Annotated in this window: 1 protein-coding gene and 1 pseudogene; one reads left to right on the top strand and one right to left on the bottom strand. The window is 53.8% G+C overall.

All coding sequences use genetic code 11. The features are described 5' to 3' along the window. Positions 1 to 123: 123 nt before the first annotated feature. Positions 124 to 435, top strand: a pseudogene (locus ACTBDZ_RS17170) (acetyl-CoA C-acetyltransferase); the annotation flags it as partial. Positions 436 to 474: 39 nt separating this feature from the next. On the opposite strand, the gene ACTBDZ_RS17165 reads toward ACTBDZ_RS17170, so the two are convergent. Continuing rightward, positions 475 to 2,148: a methyl-accepting chemotaxis protein gene (locus ACTBDZ_RS17165; protein WP_438816190.1), complete on the bottom strand. Its 1,674-nt coding sequence runs from the start codon at positions 2,146 to 2,148 to the stop codon at positions 475 to 477. Positions 2,149 to 2,262: the final 114 nt, after the last annotated feature.

The raw sequence follows: 2,262 nt of genomic DNA, 5'->3' as shown, positions 1-2,262 counted from the left end.
CCAATGGCAACATTACTTGATGGTAAACGGGTCTGGGCAGAAAAAAATCTGAACCAGATTTAATCTGACAGACACCTGTATAAATAACCGGTAACTGTCAGATCAGGTCTGAGCTAGTACAGATTAGGTCCGATTCCTGCCACCCAAAAAGCCTTACTCAAGGCGGGACTGACCATACAGGATATCGATCTGATCGAGGCCAACGAGGCATTTGCGGCGCAATTCCTCGCCGTACAGCGCGATTTGGGTCTGGACCCGGAAAAAGTTAACGTCAACGGCGGCGCGATTGCGCTGGGCCACCCGATCGGTGCCAGCGGTGCACGTATTCTGGTTACCCTGATCCACGCGCTGCGCAGCTACGATAAAACACTGGGGCTGGCAACGCTGTGCATCGGCGGCGGTCAGGGCATCGCACTGATCGTTGAGCGCCTGTAACCGGGCCGCAAAACGCTTCACGGCCCAGTGTTAAGCGCTCTAAAACGCCTCCCAGTTGTGTTCTGACCCACGCCCGGAGGCGTTTTTTACCGCAGGCAATAATCCTTGCGTACCGCGTGTAAACGGCTGGGCCGCAGCAGGTGGCACACCTTGGTTATTGCCAATATTGAACGCTGACACGGCACCTTGTAAAAAGCCCGCCTGCTCCTCCAGAGAGGCTGCCGCAGAGGCAGATTCTTCTACCAGCGCCGCATTTTGCTGCGTCACCCGATCCATTTCGCTCACCGCCTGTCCCACCTGATCGATACCACGGCTTTGCTCATCGGACGCCGACGCAATATCGCCCATAATATCGGTCACGCGACTCACTGCCGTGACAATTTCCTGCATGGTGTCTCCCGCCTCCCGCACTTGCATCGCCCCGGTGCTGACGCGATTGACCGAATCGTCAATCAGGGTTTTAATCTCTTTCGCCGCCTGCGCGCTGCGCTGTGCCAGCGTTCGCACTTCGCCGGTCACCACGGCAAAGCCACGGCCTTGATCGCCTGCTCGCGCCGCCTCCACTGCGGCATTCAGCGCCAGAATGTTGGTCTGAAAAGCAATACCATCGATCACGTTGGTGATGTCCGCGATTTTTTGCGAACTGTCGGAAATCTGGTTCATCGTGACAACCACATGGCTGACTTTTATGCCGCCTTTGTCTGCCGTCTCTGATGCCTCTTTTGCAACCTGTGCCGCCTGCCGCGCACTGTGCGAGTTCTGTTTTACGGTGGCGGTCAACTGTTCCATGCTGGCAGCAGTTTCGCCCAGCGACGCGGCCTGCTGCTCGGTACGCGATGAAAGATCGTTGCTGCCTGCCGAGATCTCGCTGGCACCGGTGTAAATAGACTGTGCACTGTCACGCACCGCGCTTACCGTATCAATCAATGAGCGCTGCATATGATGCAAACTGGTGGCAAGCTGGCTCATCTCATTTCGTCCTTGAACGTCAATCGACTGCGTCATATCGCCTTTGGCAATCGCATTGATATGGCGCATCAGCGCATGCAGCGGTTGCAACAGAATACGCTGTAATCCGACCCAACTGAGCACAATCACCAATACCACCATCAGCGAAATGGCCCCTAATAGCCACAACATCTCCTGGAAAGCACGGTGGTTATCGTGCAGTCCATTATCGGCTACCTGCGTTTGTGCTTCTCGCCATGCCAGATAGTTTTCTTGCATCGCCACGTTGAGCGGTGCCGCTCCCTCATGCAGTTTCATTGCCGCCCCGGCCAACCCTCCTGCCAGTGAATTGACAATATCGTTCAACAGTTTCTGATAAACGACGTAGCTTTCCTCCAGCTTTTTGATTAGCGCCGGATCTACCCCCGGAGAAGGCGGAATCGCCTGATAGGCCTTATAGCGACTTTCGGAACTGGCAATGCGCTCCTTCGCCATTTGCAGCAGCGACTGCATCGCGTCTTTATCCGCATTTCCCATCATCATATTTTGAATCATGGTGCCAACGGCAATACGCGTTTGGTTCATCATAATCCAGGCATCGGTAAACGCCGCCACGCTCTGATTCGCACGCTGTGAAGCCTGAAACCCTTCTCGGTCATTGACCAGCGCACGCATGGAAAGCGCACCGGTGAGAAATTGTGAAATACCCAGAGTTAAGAGAACAATAATAAGAATGGTCACAACTTTTATACGTTTAACCGTCATTCCGCACCTGATTTTTCTTTTTTCGGGACTTGACGGTATTCTGAAGTTCTGAATTTATTACTGCTTTTTGCAGACCAATCAGCATGAGTACTCCCCACGTTACCATCCGTAACC

This window comes from Symbiopectobacterium sp., assembly GCF_051710365.1.
GTDB lineage: Bacteria > Pseudomonadota > Gammaproteobacteria > Enterobacterales > Enterobacteriaceae > Symbiopectobacterium.
This window is presented reverse-complemented; position numbering and strand designations above follow the sequence as displayed.